At 64.5% G+C, this 20,293-nt stretch carries 25 protein-coding genes and 1 pseudogene; 14 read left to right on the top strand and 12 right to left on the bottom strand.

Going from position 1 to position 20,293, the window contains the following annotated elements; all coding sequences use genetic code 11:
* Positions 1–106: 106 nt before the first annotated feature.
* Both ligD and ku read right to left on the bottom strand, forming a co-directional pair.
* Complete coding sequence (ligD, locus tag NLY37_RS23390; RefSeq protein ID WP_023741366.1) at positions 107–2,617, bottom strand: DNA ligase D; 2,511 nt, start codon at positions 2,615–2,617, stop codon at positions 107–109.
* 11 nt (positions 2,618–2,628) lie between these two features.
* On the bottom strand, positions 2,629–3,495 hold the full coding sequence (ku, locus tag NLY37_RS23385; protein ID WP_023741367.1) for a non-homologous end joining protein Ku: 867 nt from the start codon (positions 3,493–3,495) through the stop codon (positions 2,629–2,631).
* Positions 3,496–3,840: 345 nt separating this feature from the next.
* On the opposite strand from ku, the gene NLY37_RS23380 reads away from it, so the two are divergent.
* From NLY37_RS23380 to NLY37_RS23370, 3 genes are all read left to right on the top strand, one after another.
* On the top strand, positions 3,841–3,990 hold the full coding sequence (locus tag NLY37_RS23380) for a hypothetical protein (RefSeq protein WP_196813601.1): 150 nt from the start codon (positions 3,841–3,843) through the stop codon (positions 3,988–3,990).
* 179 nt (positions 3,991–4,169) lie between these two features.
* Positions 4,170–4,595 (top strand): thiol-disulfide oxidoreductase DCC family protein, encoded by a 426-nt coding sequence (locus NLY37_RS23375; RefSeq protein ID WP_031246054.1) that lies wholly within the window; start codon positions 4,170–4,172, stop codon positions 4,593–4,595.
* Positions 4,596–4,656: 61 nt separating this feature from the next.
* Complete coding sequence (locus tag NLY37_RS23370) at positions 4,657–4,911, top strand: hypothetical protein (RefSeq protein ID WP_031246056.1); 255 nt, start codon at positions 4,657–4,659, stop codon at positions 4,909–4,911.
* Here NLY37_RS23370 and NLY37_RS23365 read toward each other — a convergent pair.
* Positions 4,874–5,167: a RidA family protein gene (locus NLY37_RS23365; protein ID WP_245270836.1), complete on the bottom strand. Its 294-nt coding sequence runs from the start codon at positions 5,165–5,167 to the stop codon at positions 4,874–4,876. The two genes, NLY37_RS23370 and NLY37_RS23365, sit on opposite strands and share 38 nt — an antisense overlap.
* A complete protein-coding gene (locus NLY37_RS23360) occupies positions 5,083–5,343 on the bottom strand; it encodes a hypothetical protein (protein ID WP_245270838.1) in 261 nt (86 codons plus the stop codon). The genes NLY37_RS23365 and NLY37_RS23360 overlap by 85 nt, the downstream gene beginning before the upstream one ends.
* A 235-nt stretch (positions 5,344–5,578) precedes the next feature.
* On the opposite strand from NLY37_RS23360, the gene NLY37_RS23355 reads away from it, so the two are divergent.
* Together NLY37_RS23355 and NLY37_RS23350 are read left to right on the top strand one after the other, a co-directional pair.
* On the top strand, positions 5,579–5,947 hold the full coding sequence (locus NLY37_RS23355) for a YciI family protein (protein WP_023681239.1): 369 nt from the start codon (positions 5,579–5,581) through the stop codon (positions 5,945–5,947).
* A gap of 7 nt (positions 5,948–5,954) precedes the next feature.
* Positions 5,955–7,199: an RNA polymerase sigma factor gene (locus NLY37_RS23350; protein ID WP_286440414.1), complete on the top strand. Its 1,245-nt coding sequence runs from the start codon at positions 5,955–5,957 to the stop codon at positions 7,197–7,199.
* 9 nt (positions 7,200–7,208) lie between these two features.
* Here the strand turns inward: NLY37_RS23350 and NLY37_RS23345 are convergent, their stop codons facing one another.
* The 3 genes from NLY37_RS23345 to NLY37_RS23335 form a co-directional block, all read right to left on the bottom strand.
* Entirely contained in the window at positions 7,209–7,835 is a 627-nt protein-coding gene (locus NLY37_RS23345) for a glutathione S-transferase family protein (protein ID WP_023741986.1), read from the bottom strand.
* 183 nt (positions 7,836–8,018) lie between these two features.
* The gene (gene cysK / locus NLY37_RS23340) at positions 8,019–8,993 is read right to left on the bottom strand and encodes a cysteine synthase A (protein WP_023692952.1); all 975 of its coding nucleotides are present in this window, start codon (positions 8,991–8,993) and stop codon (positions 8,019–8,021) included.
* Positions 8,994–9,171: 178 nt separating this feature from the next.
* A complete protein-coding gene (locus NLY37_RS23335) occupies positions 9,172–9,789 on the bottom strand; it encodes a LysE family translocator (RefSeq protein WP_023741987.1) in 618 nt (205 codons plus the stop codon).
* Positions 9,790–9,967: 178 nt separating this feature from the next.
* Between NLY37_RS23335 and NLY37_RS23330 the strand changes: the two genes are divergently transcribed.
* Positions 9,968–10,873 carry a hypothetical protein gene (locus NLY37_RS23330; protein ID WP_023741988.1) on the top strand — a complete coding sequence of 302 codons (906 nt, stop codon included), beginning with the start codon at positions 9,968–9,970 and terminating at the stop codon, positions 10,871–10,873.
* A 23-nt stretch (positions 10,874–10,896) separates the two neighbouring features.
* Here the strand turns inward: NLY37_RS23330 and NLY37_RS23325 are convergent, their stop codons facing one another.
* The 3 genes from NLY37_RS23325 to hrcA form a co-directional block, all read right to left on the bottom strand.
* Positions 10,897–12,246 carry a PQQ-dependent sugar dehydrogenase gene (locus NLY37_RS23325; protein ID WP_023741989.1) on the bottom strand — a complete coding sequence of 450 codons (1,350 nt, stop codon included), beginning with the start codon at positions 12,244–12,246 and terminating at the stop codon, positions 10,897–10,899.
* A 106-nt stretch (positions 12,247–12,352) separates the two neighbouring features.
* A complete protein-coding gene (locus tag NLY37_RS23320; protein WP_023672050.1) occupies positions 12,353–12,553 on the bottom strand; it encodes a hypothetical protein in 201 nt (66 codons plus the stop codon).
* A gap of 36 nt (positions 12,554–12,589) precedes the next feature.
* Entirely contained in the window at positions 12,590–13,675 is a 1,086-nt protein-coding gene (gene hrcA / locus NLY37_RS23315; protein WP_023681233.1) for a heat-inducible transcriptional repressor HrcA, read from the bottom strand.
* A gap of 148 nt (positions 13,676–13,823) precedes the next feature.
* On the opposite strand from hrcA, the gene rph reads away from it, so the two are divergent.
* From rph to NLY37_RS23285, 6 genes and pseudogenes are all read left to right on the top strand, one after another.
* Positions 13,824–14,540 carry a ribonuclease PH gene (rph, locus tag NLY37_RS23310; protein ID WP_023672052.1) on the top strand — a complete coding sequence of 239 codons (717 nt, stop codon included), beginning with the start codon at positions 13,824–13,826 and terminating at the stop codon, positions 14,538–14,540.
* A gap of 190 nt (positions 14,541–14,730) precedes the next feature.
* Positions 14,731–15,141 (top strand): VOC family protein, encoded by a 411-nt coding sequence (locus NLY37_RS23305; protein ID WP_023728747.1) that lies wholly within the window; start codon positions 14,731–14,733, stop codon positions 15,139–15,141.
* On the top strand, positions 15,141–15,788 hold the full coding sequence (gene rdgB, locus NLY37_RS23300; RefSeq protein ID WP_023692946.1) for an RdgB/HAM1 family non-canonical purine NTP pyrophosphatase: 648 nt from the start codon (positions 15,141–15,143) through the stop codon (positions 15,786–15,788). Before NLY37_RS23305 ends, rdgB begins: the two co-directional genes overlap by 1 nt.
* Positions 15,788–16,945, top strand: coding sequence for a radical SAM family heme chaperone HemW (hemW, locus tag NLY37_RS23295; protein ID WP_023702416.1), 1,158 nt, complete (start codon positions 15,788–15,790; stop codon positions 16,943–16,945). The genes rdgB and hemW overlap by 1 nt, the downstream gene beginning before the upstream one ends.
* Before the next feature lie 6 nt (positions 16,946–16,951).
* A complete protein-coding gene (locus tag NLY37_RS23290) occupies positions 16,952–17,275 on the top strand; it encodes a low molecular weight protein tyrosine phosphatase family protein (protein WP_023702417.1) in 324 nt (107 codons plus the stop codon).
* A 189-nt stretch (positions 17,276–17,464) separates the two neighbouring features.
* Positions 17,465–17,599: pseudogene (locus NLY37_RS23285) on the top strand (EamA family transporter); the annotation flags it as partial.
* Positions 17,600–17,678: 79 nt separating this feature from the next.
* Here NLY37_RS23285 and NLY37_RS23280 read toward each other — a convergent pair.
* The gene (locus NLY37_RS23280; RefSeq protein ID WP_023672059.1) at positions 17,679–17,864 is read right to left on the bottom strand and encodes a hypothetical protein; all 186 of its coding nucleotides are present in this window, start codon (positions 17,862–17,864) and stop codon (positions 17,679–17,681) included.
* A 171-nt stretch (positions 17,865–18,035) separates the two neighbouring features.
* On the opposite strand from NLY37_RS23280, the gene rsmI reads away from it, so the two are divergent.
* Together rsmI and NLY37_RS23270 are read left to right on the top strand one after the other, a co-directional pair.
* On the top strand, positions 18,036–18,944 hold the full coding sequence (rsmI, locus tag NLY37_RS23275; protein ID WP_023741990.1) for a 16S rRNA (cytidine(1402)-2'-O)-methyltransferase: 909 nt from the start codon (positions 18,036–18,038) through the stop codon (positions 18,942–18,944).
* On the top strand, positions 18,937–19,314 hold the full coding sequence (locus NLY37_RS23270; protein ID WP_023692944.1) for a YraN family protein: 378 nt from the start codon (positions 18,937–18,939) through the stop codon (positions 19,312–19,314). Before rsmI ends, NLY37_RS23270 begins: the two co-directional genes overlap by 8 nt.
* 142 nt (positions 19,315–19,456) lie before the next feature.
* On the opposite strand, the gene NLY37_RS23265 is transcribed toward NLY37_RS23270, so the two are convergent.
* A complete protein-coding gene (locus NLY37_RS23265; protein ID WP_023692943.1) occupies positions 19,457–20,263 on the bottom strand; it encodes an undecaprenyl-diphosphate phosphatase in 807 nt (268 codons plus the stop codon).
* Between the last annotated feature and the right edge of the window lie 30 nt (positions 20,264–20,293).

Here is a 20,293-nt window from a genome sequence, read left to right as displayed (position 1 = left end):
TCGGCGGCGCTAATTGGGCGACGCTGGCGGGACAGCACCCCCCTCTGGCCTGCCGGACAGAGGGGGTGTGACGGAACGCTTGCGTAGCAGGTGAGGCGCGCGACGCTCACCCCCGCTTCAGCACCTTCCCCTGCTTGAAAAAGTCCACCCACGGATCGGCCTCCGCTAGTTCCTTCAGCGTCGTCTTGCCCCCGATCGGGAAGGAATTCGGCGCCAACCCTTTTTCAACCTCCGCCCACGTTACCGGCACCGACACCGTCGCGCCCTTCTTGGCCCGCGAGGAGTAGGGCGCGACGGTGGTCGAGCCCCTGCCGTTGCGGAGATAGTCGACGAAGATTTTCCCGGTGCGCGCCTTTTTCGACAGCGTCGCCGTGTAGCGGTCGGGCGCGGCCTGCTCCAGCGCCTTGGCGAAATCATGCGAGAAGGTTTTGACCGCCTCCCAGTCCGCCGAGGGTTTCAGCGGCACCAGCACGTGATAGCCCTTGCCGCCTGACGGCTTGACGAAATTCGGCAGCGACAGATCGTCAAGCTTGCCTCTGATGTCGAGTGCGGCCTCGCGCACCGCCTTGACGTCGACGCCTTCATCGGGATCGAGATCGAAGATGATCTGATCCGGCTTTTCCAGCTCATCGATCTTGCTGCCCCAGATGTGGACCTCGACCACGCCGTACTGGACCAGAGCGGCAAGGCCGTCGAAATCGCGGATGAACAGGATTTCCTCGCCATCAGTCGGGTCCTTCATGCGGGCAATCTTGTCGCTCATTCCGGCCGAAGCATGTTTCTGGAAGAAGCGCGGGCCGCCGATGCCATCCGGCGCCCTGACCAGGCTGAGCGGCCGGTTGACGATGAACTGCTCCATGCGCGGCCAGACCAGCGCGTAGTGTTCGAGCAAGTCCTGCTTGGATATTTTTTCCTCGGGCCACAGCAGCTTGTCGGGATGGGATAGTTTTACGCTGGTCGTGATCGTCGCGGGCGCCTTAGCCCCGGCGGCCTTGCCGGCGCCGCTTGCCGCCGGCTTTGCCTTGTTCGCCGCCTTCGATGGCTGTTCCTGCACGACTTCCTCCGCCGGCTTGTCCTCGCGCAGTCCCTGGAACGACGCGTGGCGTATTATACGGTCCGAGGTCCAGCTGCGGAACTCCACTTCGCCGACAAGTTCGGGCCTGACCCAGACCAGGCCCTTGCCCTTGGGAACCGCGGCGGCAAAGGGCGAGGCGTCTGCCTTCAGAGCATCGAGTTTTTTCTTCAGATCGGTGGCGCTCCTGGCTGTGAAGCCCGTGCCGACGCGGCCGGCGTAGTGGAGCTTGCCGCCCTCGTGGTAGCCGACCAGCAGCGAGCGCAGGCCGCGGCCGGTCTTGTCCGAGGGCAGATACCCGCCGATGACGAATTCCTGGCGGGCCGTGCATTTCGATTTCACCCAGCTTGGGCCACGGCCGCTGCGGTAGGGCGCATCGGCGCGCTTGGAGACGATGCCTTCGAGGCCCATGCGGCAGGCGTGCTGCAGCATGATCTTGCCGGGTTCGGCGAAATGGTCGCTGAAGCGGACGGCGGCATTTTCGGCCGTCTCGCCGAGCAGCTCCTGCAGCGCCTGCTTGCGCTCGACCAGCGGCTCGCGGCGCAAATCATTGCCGTCAAGCCGCATCAGGTCGAACACATAGTAGGTGAAGCGGTCGGTTCGATTGGCGGAGAGATCCTGCTGCAGCAGCGAGAAAGACGAAACGCCGCTGTCGGCGAGCACGACGATCTCGCCGTCGATGATGGCGTCGCTGCATTTCAGCTGGGCGAGTTCCGCGACGATCTCGGGGCCGAATTTCCCCGTCCAGTCGAGGCCGGTGCGGGTCAGCAGCCGCACCTCCGTGCCGGCGATCTGCGCCTGCATGCGGTACCCGTCGAACTTCACCTCATGCAGCCAGTCCTCGCCGGGCGGCGCCTCGCGCTCCAGCGTCGCCAGCTGCGGCTCGACGAAGTCGAGGCGCTTGCCGGCTTTCGCCTTGCTGGATGCCGCGGGCTTGTTGGAGTGCCAGACCTTCGGCTTCTTGCCGTCGGCGGTCTTGCCTTCCGCGACCTCTTCGATGGTCAGGCCGGACTTCACCGATTTCGGTGCGTCCTTCAGGATATCCTCGCCGGGGCGGGCGGCGGCATCGTCGGATTTGATCAGCAGCCAGTTGTCGCGCTTTTCGCCCGGGCGGGGTCTTAATCTGACCAGATGCCACCGCCCATTCAGCTTCTGGCCGTTGAGTTCGAAGTCGATATGGCCCTTCTTCATCGCCTTGGCCGGGTCGATCTCGGGCGTCCATGTGCCTTCGTCCCAGACGATGACGGTGCCGCCGCCATACTCGCCCTTGGGAATGGTGCCCTCGAAGCCGGCATAGTCGATCGGGTGGTCCTCGACATGCACGGCCAGCCGCTTTTCGTGTGGGTCGAGGCTCGGGCCCCGCGTCACCGCCCAGCTCCACAACACGCCCTCATGCTCGAGGCGGAAATCATAGTGCAGCCTGGTCGCGTCGTGCTTCTGGACGACGAAGATGCCGCCGGGCTGCTTGCCGCGCGCGACCTTGCCCGCCGGCTCGGCCGTCTTCTTGAAATCGCGCTTGGACTGATATTGTTCGAGGCTGACCACGGCGCCGACCCTCAAGCCGACTTGCGCTTGGGCGCAGAAGCTTTCGCCCTGCCGCTTTTTGCCGCCGGCTTGGCCTTCTTCGCCGGGCCTTCCGCCTGGCCGCCATCGGACAGGCTCTTCTTCAGCGCGTCGAACAGATTGACGACATTGGACGGCTTGGGCGCGGCCTGCGCTTTCGGAGCCTTCTTGCCGGCCTTCTTGGCGCGGATCAGTTCGAGCAGCGCGTCCTCATACTTGTCCTCGAATGTCGACGGATCGAACTTCCCCTTCTTCTTGTCGATGATGCGTTCGGCCATATCGGTCATCTCCTGGTCGGTCTTCACCGCCTTGATGTCGCCGAAGATGCTCTCCGGCTCCCGCACCGTGTTGCCGTACCGCAAGGTGGTCAGCACCATGCCTTTGCCGCGCGGCTCGATCACCACGGGCCGCTCGCGGCTATAGAGCACGACGCGCGCCAGCCCGGCCATCTTCTTGTCCGCCATGGCATCGCGAATGACGGCAAAGGCCTCCTCCGAAACCTTGTCGGCGGGCGTGACATAATAGGGCGTGTCGAGATAGATCTGCTCTATCGAGGCTTTGTCGACGAAGCCATCCAGCGCCATCGTGTGCGAGGACTCGATCTGCACCGCTTCGATCTCTTCGTCCTCGATATGGACGAACTCACCGGGGCTCACCTCATAGCCCCTGATCTCGTCGCCATCGCCCAGCGGCTTGCCGGTTTCAGAATCGACATAGATGCGCTTGACCGTGTTGCCGGTCTTGCGGTTGAGCACCCGGAACGAAACTTTTTCGGCGTGGGTGACGACGTTGGTCAGTTCGACAGCGCAGGTGACCAGCGACAGTTTCAGATAGCCCTTCCAGGCGGGGCGAGGTGCCATGGCGAACTCCTGCGCGATGCGGTTCAAGCGAGAACGGGCAAGGCCCGTTCCGGTTCCGGGCGCGCAACCAGGGGCATTTCGGCAGCGAGCATGGAAATTTCGAGAGGCTCGCCAAATCTGAAACAGAACCGCGCCCAAGCGACATCCAGACGAAACATATGTGATGCAAAAGTCACAGTGCCGGAAATGGCGACGAACCACACCGAAAGACCCCCAAACAGCCGCATTCCGGCCACGAAGCATGGGGTTTTCGACCAAAGATTAACATCGTGTTCACCGACTATTCACGCCTCGACACTATGATCCCCGCAATCGGACGGGACATCCGAAAATCGGGACAGGGACTTGAGTAAAATGAAATTCTGGGGCCACATCGCCGGCTATGCCGCCGCCATCCGCGAGTTCATCGCGCCGACCTATCGGCCGGAGCGCTACTACATGCGCGGCCCGGGTCCGGCCTGCGCCCGTCGCGGCAGCTCGCTCGGCGCGCATTGATCATGACATTCGAAACGCGTCACGACAGCCGGATCTGCAGACCGGAGGCCGATCCCCGCGCAACCACCTATCGCGCCGAGCGCCCCGCGCTGGCCGCGAGAAGCCGTGCGACAACGCCGCGGCTTTGATCCCGCTGCCGGCGGGCTTAGTGTCTGAAGACACAAGCTGCCGGACGTCCCGTGACTTCTTCTCCTGAACCCTTCGATGCCAGCCAGCCATTGATCGTTTTCGACGGCGTCTGCGTGCTGTGCTCGGGCTTCGTACGCACGGTGGTCGGGCTCGACCGCAAAAACCGCTTCCGCTTCGCCGCGGCGCAGTCGCCCTTCGGCGAGGCGCTGTTCCAGAGATACGGGCTGCGCACCGACAGCTACGAGACCAATCTGGTCCTTGTCGGCGGCGCTCCCTTCATCCGGCTGGACAGTTTCATCGCGGTGATGGCCGAACTCGGCTGGCCGTGGCGGGCGGCGAAGGCCCTGCTGCTCATCCCGCGCCCCTTGCGTGACTGGCTCTACGAACGCATCGCCAAAAACCGCTACGCCATGTTCGGCCGCAAGGACAGTTGCGAGATCCTGTCCGCCGCGATACGTGCGCGCGTGATCGGCTAATCGCATGTCACCCAAAAGTGACCTCGGTTCCGGGAACGACATACGCAAAAAGAGCGGCGCGATGAGGCTTCTGGTCGTTGGCGGCTATGGCATTTTCGGCGGCCGCATCGTGCAATTGCTGGAGAGCGAGCCACGCCTGATCCTGCTCGTCGCCGGGCGCTCACTGGCCAAAGCCGAGGCCTTGTGCAACGCCCGCACCGGCGCGGCGGCGCAGCTCGTGCCGGCGCGCTTCGGTCGCAACGGTGACCTCGCGCAAGGCCGGCCTGTTCGTTCGCGCCTCAGTCCGGCAGCGCCGCGACGGCGACGATCTCGATGACGATGTCTGCCTGGGCAAGCGCTGCGACGCCGATTACCTCCGAAGGCGGCGGATTGTTGTCGCTGCAATGCTTCGGACAATACTCGGCGAAAAACGCGTCCAGCACGTCGAGACGAAAATTAGGCGAGCTGAGGACGCCGCCGTCGGGAAATGGCCCTTTGACGAAAAAGGTCAGCCTGATGAGATGGTCGAGCCCGCTGCCAAGTTCTTCCAGATCCGATTTGATGTTGCCGAGAACTTCCCGCCACTGCGCCACTGCGCCGTGGCATCGCCGGCGAAGCCGCCACCCTTCTTGCCGGCCGGATCGTAGTCAGCCGATGTCGCGGTGTTGCCGCAGAGATAGACGGTGCCTTTCGCACCGCTGACGACCGTGCCTTTGCCCCATGGCATCAACCGGCCGTTCTTGAATTTCTTGTGGGTCACGAGTTCCATTCTCATCTCCCATGCCTCGTGTGACCTGCCCGCCAACGACAGAGGATAGTGCTGTGCGGAGCCACGGCCAGTCCGCTGCCGGTCATCCGCCAGCAGACGAAGGAACATCTGGTCCTTGCGAAATCTCCTGGCGGAGGCGAAAGTTTTTTCTGAAGCCTGTCGAAATCGGCCGCCGCCGCGCGACATACGTCTGGCCCCGCTAGGACGCGGCCTTCGAAACCACGGGAGAACACCCATGCGATACATGCTTTTGATCAACAGCGACGAAGCCGCGCAGGCGAACACGCCAATCGAGAAGGCTCAGCAGATGAGCGCAGCTTATGCCGCCTATACCGAAGCGTTGAAGAAATCCGGCGCATGGCTCGCCGGCGAACGGTTGCGCCCGACCCAGGCGACCACCTCGGTGCGGATCACAGACGGCAAGACCAACGTGATCGACGGCCCCTATGCCGACACCAAGGAGCAGCTTGCCGGCTTCTACATGATCGAGGCGGCCGATATCGATACCGCCATCGACTGGGCGGCGCGCTGTCCGGCGGCGAGCGCCGGCACGGTCGAGTTGCGGCCGATCTGGGAAATGGCCGACTACATGCCCAAGAAATGACACCGTGATGGACAATCGCCCGGAGATCGCGCGGGCGGCGGCCGAAGCGGCCGCCCGGCAGAGTTACGGCAAGCTGGTCGCCTGGCTAGCGGCGCGCACCCGCGACGTGGCCGGCGCCGAGGACGCGCTGGCCGAGGCCTTCGCCGCGGCGCTGGAGCGCTGGCCACAGACCGGCGTGCCCGACAAGCCGGAAGCATGGCTGCTGGCCGTGGCGCGCCGGCGGCGCGTCGACGCGGTGCGCCGTCGGCTGACCAGCGAGGCGAGCCGCGACCATCTCAAGCTGATGGCCGAGGAGATGGAGGCGAGCATGGAAGACGAAGACCTTCCCGACGAACGTCTCAGGCTGATGTTTGCCTGTGCGCATCCGGCGATCGAAGCCAGCGTGCGGGCGCCGCTGATCCTGCAGACCATTCTGGGTTTCGACGCGGCGACGATCGCCTCGGCCTTCCTGGTTTCGCCGGCGACGATGGGCCAGCGTCTGGTGCGCGCCAAGAGCCGCATCCGCGAGATCGGCATTCCGTTCCGCGTGCCGGATCGCGCCGAACTCGGCGAGCGGCTGGGAACGGTGCTGGAAGCGATCTACGCGGCTTTCGCCGAAGGCTGGACCGACCCGGCAGGGACCGAGACGAGAGCGCGCAATCTGGCGACCGAAGGCATCTGGCTCGGGCGGCTGGTGGCATCGCTGATGCCGGACGAACCGGAAGCGCTCGGCCTGCTGGCGCTGATGCTGTTTGCCGAGGCGCGCCGCCCGGCGCGGCGCGATGCGGCTGGAGATTATGTGCCGCTCGCCGAACAGGATTGCCGTCTTTGGGATCGCGCGCTGATCGACGAAGCCGAGGCGCTGCTGGGCCACGCCGCCAGCATGGGCGTCATCGGCCGCTACCAGCTCGAAGCGGCGGTACAATCGGTGCATGCGACGCGGCGACGGACCGGCCAAACCGATTGGGCGGCGATCCGTAACTTCTACGATGCGCTGTCGGCGATATCAGGCTCGCCGGTGATTTCGATCAACCGCGCCGTGGCGATTGCCGAGGCCGAAGGGGCGGCGGCAGGACTGGCGGCGCTCTACGTGCTGGGCGACGACAAGCGGCTCAACGACTACCAGCCCTACTGGGCCGCCCGCGCCGGCCTGCTGGCCAGGCTCGGCAATGCGGCGCAAGCGGTCGAAGCCTATGACCGGGCGATCGGCCTTGAACGCGACCCCGCCGTGCGCCGCTTCCTGCAGGCGAAACGGGCGATCCTGCGAAATTGAAGCGTCCGTTCAGGCCGGCCACATCTCATGCGCGGTGTTGAGCCGTTTTATCAGCGGATGCGCGCGCAGCGCCGACCATAAGCGTTCGATGTTCGGCCAGTCGGCCCGCGCCTTGTCCATATCGGGGTGCCAGGCCACCAGCATGACGAGGTAGATGTCGGCCAGCGACATCGCGTCGCCGACCAGCCAGCCGCGCCCCTCGAGGGCTGCATCGACAATGGCGAAGCCGCGGTCCATCTCGGCAATGGCTGCCTGCTTGACGGCTTTCTTGCCGTCGGCATCGGTGGTGTAGCGATGGGCATAGTAGAGGCGCAGGATGGCGGGGTAGAGCACCGATGACATGAACGCCATCCAGCGCAGGAAACCGGCGCGATCCGGCGATCCGGCGGCCGGCGCCAGACCCGCCTCCGGATGGCGCTCGGCAAGCAGGATGCAGATCGCCGCCGATTCGGTTATCGATTGACCGTTGGGCAAGGTCAGCACCGGAACCTGGTTCAACGGGCTGATGTCGAGGAAAGCCGGGTCCGGCGGATCCTTCTTCGGCACGTCGATCTGGTCGAATTGCGCGTTTGCCAGCGCCAATGCGGCCTCGACGACGAAACCGCCACTGCCTGGGCGCGTGTAAAGTCTGTACATGAATGTCCTCCCCGGCCCACGCGGGCCGTTGGAGATTTGCACCGGCAGAGCGCCGCGCTCAAGCGGGTCGGTGCGGTGCCACGCGGTATTTTGTGCGGTCCAGACGGGAGCAAGCGCTGGAGATGTCGGCGGACAGAGGGGGTGACGGACCGCTACCTATCCGTCCTTCCCGCTCCGCGAAAACTAAGCTCCCAGCCCGTCGAACAGGATCGTCGACAGATAGCGCTCGGCGAAGGACGGGATGATCACCACAAGGTTCTTGCCCTTGTTCTCCGGCCGTGAGCCGACGACGATCGCCGCTTGCAGGGCGGCGCCCGACGAGATGCCGACCGGCACGCCTTCGAGGCGGGCGACGAGGCGGGCATTGGCGACCGAATCCTCGTTAGAGACCTTGACGATCTCGTCATAGATCGAGGTGTCGAGGATCTTGGGCGCAAAGCCGGCGCCGATGCCCTGGATCTTGTGCGGGCCGGGCTGGCCGCCCGACAGCACCGGCGAGGCCTCCGGCTCGACGGCGACGACATGCACCGAGGGCTTGCGTTGCTTCAGCACCTGGCCGACGCCGGTGATCGTGCCGCCGGTACCGATGCCGGCGACGAAGATGTCGACCCCGCCATCGGTGTCGTTCCAGATCTCCTCGGCGGTGGTGCGGCGGTGGATCTCCGGATTAGCCGGGTTTTCGAACTGCTGCGGGATGACGGCGTCAGGCAGGGTGGCGGCCAATTCGTCGGCCTTGGCGATGGCGCCCTTCATGCCTTTCGGCCCTTCCGTCAGCACCAGTTCGGCGCCGAGCAGCGCCAGCATCTTGCGGCGCTCCACCGACATGGTTTCGGGCATGGTCAGGATCAGCTTGTAGCCCTTGGCGGCGGCGGCGAAGGCGAGCGCGATGCCGGTATTCCCCGAGGTCGGCTCGATCAGCGTCGTCTTGCCGGGTTTGATCCGGCCCGACGCTTCCAGCGCCTCGATCATGGAAACGCCGATGCGGTCCTTGACCGAGGCGATCGGATTGAAGAATTCGAGCTTGGCAAGAAGGTTGGCAACGACGCCCTTCTCCTTGGCGAACTTGTCGAGCCGCACCAGCGGCGTGTCGCCGATCGTCTCGGTGATCGAGTTGTAGACACGGCCGCGGCCGGGCACGCGCGCGGAAGGCTTGTTCATTGGTTTCGCTCCCAAATCAGATCAGGCAATTGGCGTCGGCGGACAGAATAGGGCTTTCGCCCGCGCAAGATAGGCTGCCGGCCGAAAATATCGAGTGGGCCGCTTGCTGAAAACGCTTGCCTTCCGAAGCCGCATCTTCCGGATGGACCGATCGGCGGAATGGATTGCCTGAACCGCTCTACTGACGTGCGGCAATGGCTGCGGCCGCGCCCACCATGAAGCCGGCGGCGGTGCGGTTCAGCGCCTTCAGCGCTCGTGGCGATTTCAGGAACCAGCGCGCCTTGGCGGCCAGCGCAAGATATGGCACCAGCACCACGAAGAGCACGATAACGGTGAGCGCGACCAGGATGCCGTAGTCGGCGAGCGTGATGGTCTTAAGGTCGACGATGGTCGGCGTGATGGCGAGGTAGAAGATCATCGTTTTCGGGTTGCCCAGCGTAACGGTAAGCCCGGCAAGGAAGCTCGGTACCAGGCCGCCCTTGCCTTTCCTGGCCTCGACAGGCTCTGGCGTGATCCCGGCCGTCCAGAAACGCCAGCCGAGGAAGGCGAGATAGGCGACGCCCAGCCATTTCATGGCGAGAAACACCATGCCGAAGCTTTGCGCGACAAAGGCAAGGCCGAGCACCACCGCGGTGAGATAAATGAGGTCGCCGAGCATCAGGCCGAACGACATCGCCAGCGACGAGCGGAAGCCGGATCCGAGCGCCCGCGCCACAAGCGCGGTGACGCCGGGGCCGGGAATGGCGGCGGCGATGCCCAGCGCAGCACTATAGGCAAGGAAGCCGGTGAGGGTCATGACGGTCGCACCTCGTGAAACGACTCTGATGCCATGAAAGCCTGCAACGGCAAAACGGATTCGATTGCGCCAAGCAGGACATGAACGCCGGTCATCCTCGCCTGAAAGCGAGAGATGGTTCACTTACGCCCCGAAGGCGGTCGGCTATCTCGCATGGCTCCGAACGGCAGGAGCACCCATGTTAGCCAAAAGACTTCACATCCAGCTCATGAAGTGGATGCCCAACAACTATTCCGAAGCACGCGGTCATGTCCACGAGCTGGAATGGTATCTGTGGTTCGAGGGGCGTCAGGCTTTCAGCCTGTTCGACAAGGGCGATAGCGATGTCGTTCCGCAGACTGGATATTTTACCGACAGCCGGGACCCTGGCGCTCACCCCATTCGTCCGATGATCTATCCGCTGGTCGTCAACAACCGGTTCAAGGTGCGACTGGTGGCGATGGAGCGTGACGGACCGCAAAAGATAGACCCCGACGACACCGCCAAAGGCGAATTCTACATCGACCTCGACACCAAATATCCGCCGGTCTCCGACTGGCGCATCATCGCTGCCGATCCGCGCAACACCGACCTCAACGTGGAAGCGTCGTTCCAGCTGCAATGGCTGGACTATGTAGATACCGCCGAGATCGCCGAGGATGGCCCGCCACGCATCATCGACAAGTCCAACTATCCCTATCCCTGGGGCGCCAATGTGATGGTGTTCGAGCACTGGCTCGGGCTTGGCCGCAAGGCGCCGCTCAAACTCATCGACCCGAACCGCGCTTCGCGCCGCGAATACTGGATGATCAATGGCAATGCGGCCCGGCGCATGGTGCAGGACCTCTATCGCTTCAACGTCAACCAGCTTGGCGTCGCCAACGACACCATCAGCAGTGTTTACGTGCCGAAGCTCAATGCCGGCCACGTCACGGTGACGCTTTACGAACACGATTTCAGCGACGGCCGCTTCGCGCAAGGGGCGAAGAAGTCCTTCGGCTCGGTCGGCCTCTTCAATCTCAGGGATACCGGTTTCGATGACCGTGTCTCATCGGCCGAGGTGATCCATACCTATCCCAAGGTGATCCATCGGGACGTACATTAGGGCCGGTTGCGCAGTTCGCCGGCTCAGGACGGGCCGTCGACATGGGCGATGCGCCAGATGGTGCCGTTGCCATCCTCGGTGACGATAAGCGCACCGTCCCTGGCCACCGCGACGCCGACCGGCCGGCCCCAGACGGCGTCGTCGGAGAGGACGAAGCCGGTGATGAAATCCTGGTACTCGCCGGTCGGCTTGCCGTCGCTAAATCTCAGCCGCACCACCTTGTAGCCGGTCCTCATACCACGGTTCCAGGAGCCGTGCAGGGCGACGAAGGCGTCACCCTTGTACTCTGCCGGGAAATTGCCGCCGTCATAGAACGCGATGTTGAGCGGCGCCGAATGCGCCTGCATCAGCACGTCGGGCACGGTGACCGAGCCGGCGAGGTCTGGGCGCGCGCCCTCGTGACGCGGGTCCTCGTTGGCGCCGATATAATACCAGGGCCAGCCATAGAAGGCGCCGTCCTTGACGGAGGTGGCATATTCGAACGGCACATCGTCGCCGAGACCGTCGCGCTCGTTGACGACACACCACAGCGCGCCGGTCGCCGGCTGCACGGTCATGCCCGAACAATTGCGCAGGCCGGTAGCGAGGATGCGGCCATTCTTGCCGTCGGGGCCGAAGGCCAGCACGTCGGCACGGCCATCCTCGGAACCCCAGGTGGCGCCGAGTGGCTGTGATTTTGCCCAGGCGTCAACGCCGCTATTCGGTGCCTTCCCCATGCCCTCCGCGACGTTAGATCCGGAGCCGACCGAGAGATACAGCGTCTTCCCGTCCGGCGAGAAGGCGATATCGCGGGTCCAGTGGCCGCCGGTAGGGATGTCGGAGACAATCGTCTCCGGTTCGCCGGAGGCTTTAAGGTCGCCGTCGCGATAGGCGTAGCGGACCACGCTGTCGTTGTTGGCGACGTAGACCCATTGCGGCTTGTCGCCAGGCGGGTAGAAGGCGATGCCATAGGGCTCGTTGAGATCGTCGGCAAAAATGCCCTCTTCGGCCGGCTTCGCGCTACCCTTGGCCAGCCGATAGACGCGGATCTGGTTGGCGTCACTGTCGGCGACGAACAGGTCGCCGTTCGGCGCCACGCGCACGACCCGCGGATTGGAAATGCCGGAAGCAACCAGTTCGGCCGAAAACCCAGGCAGCAGGACGGGCTTCGCGCCCTCGGGCCGATCGCCAAGGCCGGCGCTGTTGGAGGCGGATTCGGTGATGTTGGGTCTTTTCAGATCATCCGGCCTAATCAGCCGGCGCACACCTGGCTTGTCGGCCTTCCAGTCGCCGAAAGCGTCCTTGCCGGTCAGCAGCAGTTGATCAGCCTGCTGGGCGAAGGCGCTGGTGGCCAGAAGCAGGGCAAGGCCTGCGAAGCCGGCAATCCGGATCATGCTGTTCTCCTCGAACTCGCGCCGGTCGGCGCGTCACGACAAGGGAGATATTGTGCGGCCGCCGCAAAAGAGAAGCGTGCGCGCGCAGATTCGACGAGAGAACCGCTCAACTTTCCTCTTCGACGTCCAGATCGTCGTCGAGACGCTTTTCCAATGCGACGAGATCTTCCGGCAGCGGCAAGCCCATAGCGCGCATTTCGCGCAGTTTTTCGCGCAGCTGCTCCTGGATTTCGTGCTCGTCCTCCGGCTGGTTGACCATTTCTTCGAGCAGCATGCTGATCTGGGCCTTGAACGATTCAAGCGCCATTCTGCGCCCTCCTTTACGGTGATCCCGGCTTCGGAATTATCTTAACATCCGGGTAATCAATTGCGCCGTGTAGTCGACCATAGGCACGATGCGGGCATAATTCAGCCTGGTCGGGCCGATGACGCCGAGCGCGCCGACGACGCGGGCGTCCTTGTCGCGGTAAGGCGCCACGACCAGCGACGAGCCGGAGAGCGAGAACAGCTTGTTTTCCGAGCCGATGAAGATCCGCACGCCGGGGCCGTCCTCGGCGAGGTCGAGCAGCTGGATCAGCCCGTCCTGCGTCTCCAGATCCTCGAACAGGTGGCGCAGCAATTCGATATCGGCCTGGGCGGTGACGTTTTCGAGCAAATTGGCGCGGCCGCGCACGATAAGGCGCGCCGGCAGGCCGCTATCGGCGCCGGCCCACACCGCCAGGCCTTTCTCGACCAGGTCCTGCGACAGCGTGTCCAGCGCTGCCCGGGTCTCATCCTTGATACGGGCGATCTCGATGCGCGCCTCGGCGAGCGTGCGGCCCCTGATATGGGCGTTGAGGAAGTTGGAGGCCTCGTGCAGCTGCGAGACGGTGATGCCGGCCGGCAGGTCGACGACGCGGTTCTCGACATCGCCATTCTGCGACACCATCACCGCCAGCGCCTTGGTCGGCTCGAGCTGGATGAACTCGATGTGCTTCAGCGCCACTTCGTTCTTGGTGGCGAGCACCAGGCCGGCGCCGCGCGACATGCCCGACAGCATCTGGCTGGCCTCGGTCAGCATGTGTTCCAGCGTCGCGCCCGAGCCGGAGGCGCGCACCTGCGCCTCGATGACGCGGCGTTCCTCGTCGGAGAGATCGCCAAGCTCCATGAAGGCATCGACGAAGAAGCGCAGGCCGGTCTGCGTCGGCAGGCGCCCGGCCGAGATGTGCGGGGCATAGATCAGGCCGAGATGCTCGAGGTCGCTCATCACGTTGCGGATGGTGGCCGGCGACAGCGACGACGGCAGGATGCGCGACAGGCTGCGCGATCCCACAGGCTCACCGTCCTTCAGATAGGACTCGACAATGCGCCGAAAGATGTCGCGCGAACGCATGTCGAGCGACTGCAGCGCGGGCGCCAGCAAACTGGGTTCGGTGACTGCCTTGGTCATTCGAGCCAAAAACCTCCGGCTCAAGGATATAGACTTCCATCGCCCCCGCGCAACCCGGCGTCTATCTGGGGGCCTTTTCCTTTGCGCCATGGGCTGCATGCGTCTACAAGCCGCCGACGCAACCATAAAAGAACAGAAAGAGGCCTCGATGCGCCCTTCCAAACGCCAAGCCGACGAAATGCGCGCCATCTCCTTCGAGCGCGGCGTCTCCAAACACGCCGAAGGCTCGTGCCTGGTGAAATTCGGCGACACGCATGTGTTGTGCACGGCGAGCCTGGAGGAAAAGGTGCCGGGCTGGATGCGCAATTCCGGCAAGGGCTGGGTGACGGCGGAATACGGCATGCTGCCGCGTTCGACCGGCGAGCGCATGCGCCGTGAAGCCTCGGCCGGCAAGCAAGGCGGCCGCACGCTGGAAATCCAGCGGCTGATCGGCCGCTCCTTGCGCGCCGTCGTCGACCTGCAGGCGCTGGGCGAACAGCAGATCACCGTCGACTGCGACGTCATCCAGGCCGATGGCGGCACCCGCACGGCTTCGATCACCGGCGGCTGGGTGGCGCTCTACGATTGCCTGCGCTGGATGGAAGCGCGGCAGATGGCCAGTGTTGCCAAGGTGCTGAAGGACCATGTCGCGGCAATTTCCTGCGGCATCCATGACGGCCAGCCGGTCATCGACCTCGACTACATCGAGGATTCATCTGCCGGCACCGACGCCAATTTCGTCATGACCGGCAAGGGCGGCATCGTCGAGATCCAGGGCACCGCCGAGGGCGAGCCGTTCTCGGAAGGGCAGTTCGCGGAGCTGATGGGCCTGGCAAAGAAGGGCATTCAGCGGCTGGTGAGCTTGCAGCAGATGGCTGTGGCCTGATTGAATTTAACGTGATGACGTCGGCGATCCTTCACACCCCCCTCTGGCCTGCCGGCCATCTCCCCCGCAAGGGGGGAGATCAGAGGTCGCAACCGTTTTCGCCAACCATCAACGTTGAGACGCCGCCAGCGGAACTGCCAATCTCCCCCCTTGCGGGGGAGATGCCCGGCAGGGCAGAGGGGGGTGCCTCGTGACTCCCTCCGCGATTCTGGAATCGGCACTTTACGTCACTGATTTGCCGGCTGCCGAGACCTTCTACTCCGATGTCCTCGGCCTCCCTCTCCTCGGCAAGGTCGACGGCCGCCATCTCTTCTTCCGCTGCGGCCCGGGCGTGCTGCTGGTCTTCAATGCCGAAGCCACCAAAATCCCGCCGGCGCCCGATGCGCGGCTGAAAGTGCCGCCACATGGCACGGTCGGCGAGGGCCATCTCTGCTTTGCCGCAAGTGCGGATGAACTCGCACAGTGGAAGGCGCAACTTGAGGCGAAAAACATCGCCATCGAAAGCGAATTCGAATGGCCGCAGGGCGGGCGCTCGATCTACATACGCGACCCCTCGGGCAATTCGATCGAATTCGCCGAGCCAGGGATCTGGGGCCTTTGATGCATTCTCTCGATGGAAAGAAGATCGTCGTTGCCAGCCACAATGAAGGCAAGCTGCGCGAATTCGCCGACTTGATGGGTCCGTTCGGCTTCGAGGCGAAGTCGGCCAAGGACTACGGCCTGCCGGAACCGGAGGAGACCGGCACCACCTTCGAGGAAAACGCCTACATCAAGGCCTTCGCCGCGGCTAAGGCGACCGGCCTGCCGGCGCTGTCGGACGATTCGGGCCTGTGCGTCGACGCGCTCGACGGCGCCCCCGGCGTCTACACCGCCAATTGGGCCGAAGCTCCCGATGGCAGCCGCGACTTCGGCATGGCCATGCAGCGCACCGAAGTGGCCTTGCAGGAGGTCGGCGCCGCCAAGCCAGCGCAGCGCAAGGGGCGGTTCGTCGCCGTCATCTGCCTGGCCTTCCCCAATGGCGAGGCTGAATATTATCGCGGCGAGGCTGAGGGAACGCTGGTGTGGCCGCCGCGCGGCGAACTCGGCTTCGGCTACGACCCGGTGTTTTTGCCCGACGGTTTCGACAAGACGTTCGGCGAGATGAGCGCTGAGGAAAAACACGGCTGGAAGCCCGGTCAGCCGACGGCGCTGTCGCACCGCGCCCGCGCCTTCCAGAAATTCGCCCGCGCCAGGTTAGGCTCAGCTTAATGTCGCTGGACCGCAGCCCGGGCTTCGGCGTCTACATCCATTGGCCGTTCTGCGCGGCCAAATGCCCGTATTGCGACTTCAACAGCCATGTCCGTCACCAGCCGGTCGACCAGGAGCGCTTTGCCCGCGCCTTCGAGACCGAGCTGAAGACGATGCGCGAGCGGACCGGGGCGCGCGAGGTGACCAGTATCTTTCTCGGCGGCGGCACACCGTCGCTGATGCAGCCGCAGACGGTGGCGGCGGTGCTGGACGCCGTGGCGAAGAACTGGACGGTGCCCGACGGCATCGAGGTGACGCTGGAGGCCAATCCATCCTCGGTCGAGGCCGAGCGCTTTCGCGGCTACCGCGCCGCCGGCGTCAACCGCGTGTCGCTCGGCGTGCAGGCGCTGAACGACAAGGATCTGCGCTTCCTCGGCCGGCTGCACAATGTCGACGAGGCGCTGCATGCAATTGGCCTGGCACGGGACATATTCCCAAGACTTTCCTTCGACCTGATCTACGCCCGCCCCGGCCAGACGCTGGACGACTGGCAGGTGGAGCTCGAACAGGCGATCGGCCATGCCGCCGACCATCTGTCGCTCTACCAGCTGACCATCGAGGAAGGCACGCCGTTCCATGCGCTGCATGCGGCGCACAAGTTTACCGTTCCCGACAATGACCGGGCCGCCGATCTCTATGCGCTGACTCAGGAGGTCACCGCGGCGCATGGCCTGCCGGCCTATGAGATTTCCAACCACGCCAGGCCGGGCGCCGAGAGCCGGCACAATCTGACCTATTGGCGGTATGGCGAATATGTCGGCGTCGGACCGGGCGCGCATGGCCGCTTTATCGAGAACGGCCACCGTGTTGTGACGATCGCCGAGCGGATGCCGGAGACCTGGGCCAATCTGGTGGAGGCCAGGGGCCATGGCGTCACCGGCGGCGAGATCCTGACGCGCTCCGAAGAGGCCGACGAGTTCCTGCTGATGGGGCTGAGGTTGGCCGAAGGCATCGACCTTTCCCGCTACGAGGCGTTTTCCGGGCGCGGCCTGTCGAGCGCCCGGCTGACCGTGCTGCAGGATGAGGGGCTGGTGGCGCCGATCGGCAATGCCAGGCTACGCGCCACGCCAGCCGGCATGATCGTGCTCGATGCCGTGGTGGCGGATTTGGCGCGGTAGATCGCGATGAAGAACGTGCTGTTCGTCTGCAGCCAGAACCGCTTGCGCAGCCCGACCGCCGAGCAGGTGTTCTCCAAACGTAGGGATATCGAGGTCGCGTCGGCCGGCACCAACCACGACGCCCACACGCCGCTGACGCATGAGCTGGTCGCCTGGGCCGACATCGTCTTCGTGATGGAAAAGGCGCACCGCACCAAGCTGCAGAAGAAATTCAAGGAGAGCCTGAAGAAGGCCCGCGTCATCTGCCTCGACATCCCGGATGATTACGGATTCATGGATCCGGAGTTGGTGCGATTGCTGGAGGTGAGGGTGACGCGATACCTGGGCTGACTGATGTGGTTGGGGCGTTCCACGCCCGCGTTCGCCATCCTCGGGCTTCACCCGGGATTTGACCGCGAGGTTAAGGCGCTGCAGCGGTTCAGAATTCTGCGCCGCTGCATCCTTCGGCAGAGGTCACGGAATGGATCATAGGGTCTGCGCCGCGTCACTTCGCTCCTTGCTTCGCCCTAGGATGACGATGTTGCACCGATCGACAAACTAAGCGTCGTGCTTGAAGCGGCGCTTGCCGCGGTGTTTCTCGGCATGCGCCTCTCCGGTCCGGGCCGGCTTGGCGTCGCTCTTGTCCCGGCGGACGCTGTTCTGGTCGTTCATCGGATGCGGCGGCGCGCCTTCGCGGGCGCTCTTCGTTTCAAGACGGGTGATGAAGATATCGAAACGATTGGGCATCGTACGGTCAGTGCTCCGTCGTGCTGTCCGGTTTGTTGTCCGAAAGCCTGACATTCGTCGGCAAGGCGGTGGCCGTCCGACTGGCCAGGCCGGTGTCGCTTTCGGCGAGCGCACGCTTGCCCTTTCGCGCAGTGAAGCGCTTGCGCTCGGCATAATAGGGCTCGAAAACGTCCTGCAATTCCAGGCTGTCCATCCTGTCCTCCTCCTCAAGAGACTCAGGTATTCAATCCGCCAGCCACGCTTTCGTTCCCCACTGTGGCAAAGACATGGCCGCCGGGTTACATCGGCGTCAGGTTTGGCCCGACGTCGGGAGTTTTGCAACCCGGCGCGCGCCATGCCAAACAGGGCGAAATGGAGAGACCCGGTGACCGGCGAGAAACGCAGCTATGTGATCGGGCAGACCGAGATCGCAGTCCGGCCGCTGGCGCCGGCGCTGTATCTGGTGGCGACGCCGATCGGCAATCTCTCCGACATCACGCTGCGCGCGCTGGAAACGCTGGCGGCCGCCGACGTCGTCGCCTGCGAGGACACCCGCGTCTCGCGCGTGCTGCTCGACCGCTACGGCATCCGCCGCCGCACCACGGCCTATCATGAACACAATGCCGGCGAGGCCGGACCGAAGCTGATCGCGGCACTCGAGGCCGGGCAGAGCGTGGCGCTAATTTCGGATGCCGGCACGCCGCTGATCTCCGACCCAGGCTACCGGCTGGTCGGCGAAGCGCTGGAGCGCGGCCTGCGCGTGGTGCCGATCCCCGGCCCATCGGCGCCGCTGGCGGCGCTGACGGCGTCGGGCCTGCCGTCCGACGCCTTCCTGTTTGCCGGGTTTCTGCCGGTGAAATCTGGGCAGCGGCTGACAAAGCTCGAAACGTTCAGGGCGGTGCCGGCAACGCTGATCTTCTTCGAGTCGCCGCGTCGGCTGGCCGAAACGCTGGTCGCCATGGTCGAGGCGTTGGGCGGCGCGCGCAAGGCCGCCATCGGCCGCGAGCTGACCAAGACTTTTGAAGAGATGCGGACGGGAACGCTGCAGGCGCTGGCCGACCACTATGCGGCGGCTGACACGCCGAAGGGCGAGATCGTCATCTGCGTCGGGCCCGCCGAGATCAAGCCCGACCAACCCGCCGACATCGACAGGCTGCTGCTGTCGCTGGCCGCCGAAATGCCGGCGTCCAAGGCGGCGGCGGAGGCGGCGAAGATGACTGGCGGGCAGAAGCAGGCGCTTTACCGGCGGCTGCTGGAACTCAGGGATGCGGTTGGAGAAGGCGAAGATGGCTGAGCGCCCGGCCGCCAGCCGCCAAAAAGCCTATCGGCGCGGCCATCGCGGCGAGTGGCTGGCGGCAGCGGCGCTGATGCTGAAAGGTTATCGCATCCTCGCCCGCCGGCATCGCACCCGCTTCGGCGAGATCGACCTGATCGCCAGGCGCGGCGACCTGGTGCTGTTCGTCGAAGTCAAGGCGCGGCGCACGCTGATGGAAGCGATGGAGGCGATCGGCCACCAATCGGAGCGCCGCATCGAAGGCGCCGCCGACATCTGGCTGTCGCGGCAGCCGGACTACGGCAGATTGTCAATGCGCTTCGACATGATCGCGGTGCTGCCCTGGCGCTGGCCGGTGCATGTCGAGAACGCGTTTTATGGGAGGAGTTAGCGGCCTTTACCCTCCCCCTTGTGGGGAGGGTCGGTGAGCAAGCAACGCGACTCGTCGATGGCGAAACGGGCGGGGGTGTGGCGCCCCCACCCCGATCCGCTTTGCGGATCGACCCTCCCCACCACAAGGGGGAGGGTAAAGCTCACCCCCAAATGAAAAGCGCCACCAACCCAACCGCTCCCACCACTAGGCGCCACCAGCCGAACAGCGAATAGCCGTTGCGCGAGACGTAATCGAGCAGGAAGCGCACGACGATCAGCGCGGTAACAAAGGCGGCGATGAAGCCGATGGCGATGATCGGCAGGTCGGCGCTGCTCAGCACGTTGCGGTTCTTGAACAGATCGAAGGCGAAGGCGCCGACCATGGTCGGGATGGCGAGGAAGAAGGAGAATTCCGCCGCCGCGCGCTTGTCGACGCCCAGCAGCAGCGCGCCGACGATGGTCGAACCGGAGCGCGACGTCCCGGGGATCAGCGACAGGCACTGGAACAGGCCGATCTGCAGGTAAAGCCTTGTCGGGAAGCGCTCGACATCGCGGTAGACCGGCTGCAGCTTCATGCGGTCGACGACCAAGAGCACGACGCCGCCGACGATCAGCATGATGCAGATCAGCCTTGGCGATTCGAACAGCACCGTCTTGATGAAATCATGCGCCAGCGCGCCGATGATGGCCGCCGGCAGGAAGGCGATCAGGATGCCGATGACGAAATGCCGCGTCAGCCGGTCATGCGGCAGGTCGAGCAGCATCTGCCACAGGCGGCGGAAATAGACGCTGAGGATCGCCAGGATGGCGCCGAGCTGTATCAGGATCTCGAAGGCCTTGCCGGTGGAATGGAAGCCGAGGAAATGGCCGGCGAGCAGGATATGGCCGGTCGAGGAGACCGGGATGAACTCGGTCAGCCCCTCCAGCAGGCCGAGCAGCAGGGCTTCGACGATGGTGTGGCTATCCATGGCAACCTCGGCATTCAAGGGACGGAAGGA

The sequence above is a fragment of the Mesorhizobium sp. C395A genome, from assembly GCF_030323205.1.
Lineage (GTDB): Bacteria > Pseudomonadota > Alphaproteobacteria > Rhizobiales > Rhizobiaceae > Mesorhizobium.
This window is presented reverse-complemented; position numbering and strand designations above follow the sequence as displayed.

Bases quoted from the DNA above. Each gene is read 5' to 3' on its own strand.
- ku (WP_023741367.1), bottom strand. From the start codon at position 3,495: ATGGCACCTCGCCCCGCCTGGAAGGGCTATCTGAAACTGTCGCTGGTC.
- rph (WP_023672052.1), top strand. From the start codon at position 13,824: ATGCGCCCTTCCAAACGCCAAGCCGACGAAATGCGCGCCATCTCCTTC.
- NLY37_RS23330 (WP_023741988.1), top strand. From the start codon at position 9,968: ATGTTAGCCAAAAGACTTCACATCCAGCTCATGAAGTGGATGCCCAAC.
- NLY37_RS23270 (WP_023692944.1), top strand. From the start codon at position 18,937: ATGGCTGAGCGCCCGGCCGCCAGCCGCCAAAAAGCCTATCGGCGCGGC.
- NLY37_RS23325 (WP_023741989.1), bottom strand. From the start codon at position 12,246: ATGATCCGGATTGCCGGCTTCGCAGGCCTTGCCCTGCTTCTGGCCACC.
- NLY37_RS23265 (WP_023692943.1), bottom strand. From the start codon at position 20,263: ATGGATAGCCACACCATCGTCGAAGCCCTGCTGCTCGGCCTGCTGGAG.
- NLY37_RS23280 (WP_023672059.1), bottom strand. From the start codon at position 17,864: ATGGACAGCCTGGAATTGCAGGACGTTTTCGAGCCCTATTATGCCGAG.
- NLY37_RS23320 (WP_023672050.1), bottom strand. From the start codon at position 12,553: ATGGCGCTTGAATCGTTCAAGGCCCAGATCAGCATGCTGCTCGAAGAA.
- NLY37_RS23335 (WP_023741987.1), bottom strand. From the start codon at position 9,789: ATGACCCTCACCGGCTTCCTTGCCTATAGTGCTGCGCTGGGCATCGCC.
- NLY37_RS23290 (WP_023702417.1), top strand. From the start codon at position 16,952: ATGAAGAACGTGCTGTTCGTCTGCAGCCAGAACCGCTTGCGCAGCCCG.
- NLY37_RS23370 (WP_031246056.1), top strand. From the start codon at position 4,657: ATGAGGCTTCTGGTCGTTGGCGGCTATGGCATTTTCGGCGGCCGCATC.
- hemW (WP_023702416.1), top strand. From the start codon at position 15,788: ATGTCGCTGGACCGCAGCCCGGGCTTCGGCGTCTACATCCATTGGCCG.
- NLY37_RS23345 (WP_023741986.1), bottom strand. From the start codon at position 7,835: ATGTACAGACTTTACACGCGCCCAGGCAGTGGCGGTTTCGTCGTCGAG.
- NLY37_RS23355 (WP_023681239.1), top strand. From the start codon at position 5,579: ATGCGATACATGCTTTTGATCAACAGCGACGAAGCCGCGCAGGCGAAC.
- rdgB (WP_023692946.1), top strand. From the start codon at position 15,141: ATGCATTCTCTCGATGGAAAGAAGATCGTCGTTGCCAGCCACAATGAA.
- NLY37_RS23360 (WP_245270838.1), bottom strand. From the start codon at position 5,343: ATGGAACTCGTGACCCACAAGAAATTCAAGAACGGCCGGTTGATGCCA.
- hrcA (WP_023681233.1), bottom strand. From the start codon at position 13,675: ATGACCAAGGCAGTCACCGAACCCAGTTTGCTGGCGCCCGCGCTGCAG.
- cysK (WP_023692952.1), bottom strand. From the start codon at position 8,993: ATGAACAAGCCTTCCGCGCGCGTGCCCGGCCGCGGCCGTGTCTACAAC.
- NLY37_RS23350 (WP_286440414.1), top strand. From the start codon at position 5,955: ATGGACAATCGCCCGGAGATCGCGCGGGCGGCGGCCGAAGCGGCCGCC.